The 857-nt window shown below is 60.1% G+C and carries 1 protein-coding gene and 1 pseudogene; both read right to left on the bottom strand.

The genetic code is table 11. From position 1 onward, the window contains the following. Positions 1 to 390 (bottom strand): annotated as a pseudogene (locus DBR24_RS31120) (putrescine ABC transporter permease PotH); the annotation flags it as partial. 35 nt (positions 391 to 425) lie between these two features. Then, positions 426 to 857 (bottom strand): TOBE domain-containing protein (locus DBR24_RS33335; RefSeq protein ID WP_256591750.1); only part of this gene is annotated, 432 nt, incomplete at its 5' end.

Below are 857 nucleotides of genomic sequence, written 5' to 3'. Positions count from 1 at the left end.
CCACGCATAAACGCGGATCAGGATCGCGGTCCAGGTCGGCATCATGATCAGCAGCACCAGCACCGTTTGCAGCTCTTTACGGGCACTGGCGATGGCGTAGGCCATCGGGTAGCCGATCAGCAGGCAGAGAAGGGTGCTGAAAAACGCCATCTTCAGCGAGCCGAGGTACGCGGCAATGTACAACTCGTCGTCGCCGAGCATCGCGTAGTTGCCCAGGTTCAGCAGCAACTGCAGCTTCTGCTCGGCGAAGGTGTAGATCTGGGTGTACGGCGGGATGGCCACGTCGGCTTCGGCGAAGCTGATCTTCAGCACGATGAAGAACGGCAGCATGAAGAACAGAAACAGCCAGATGAACGGGACCCCGATGACCAGTTGGCGGCCACCGGGAATTATTCGATTGAGGCGGCGTTTGAATTTGCGCATGTTCATGAGCGAAGTACCACGCCGCTGTCGTCTTCCCACCACACGTAAACCTGGTCACCCCAGGTCGGGCGGGCGCCGCGGCGTTCGGCGTTGGCGACGAACGATTGCACCAGCTTGCCGCTCGGCAGCTCGACGTAGAACACCGAGTGACCGCCCAGGTAGGCGATGTCATGCACCTTGCCGCTCGACCAGTTGTATTCGCAGGTCGGCTGGTCGGCGGTGACCAGCAGTTTCTCTGGACGGATCGCGTAGGTGACCGATTTGTCCTGCACCGACGTGCTGATGCCGTGGCCGACGTAGATCTGCCGGTCGAGGTCCTTGCAGGTGATGGTCGCGTGGCCTTCGGCGTCGTCGATCACTTCGCCTTCGAAGATGTTCACGTTGCCGATGAATTCGCAGACCAGACGGCTGGTCGGGGTTTCGTAAATGTCGAT

The sequence above is a fragment of the Pseudomonas sp. HMWF006 genome (assembly GCF_003061205.1).
Classification (GTDB): domain Bacteria; phylum Pseudomonadota; class Gammaproteobacteria; order Pseudomonadales; family Pseudomonadaceae; genus Aquipseudomonas; species Aquipseudomonas monsensis.
This window is presented reverse-complemented; position numbering and strand designations above follow the sequence as displayed.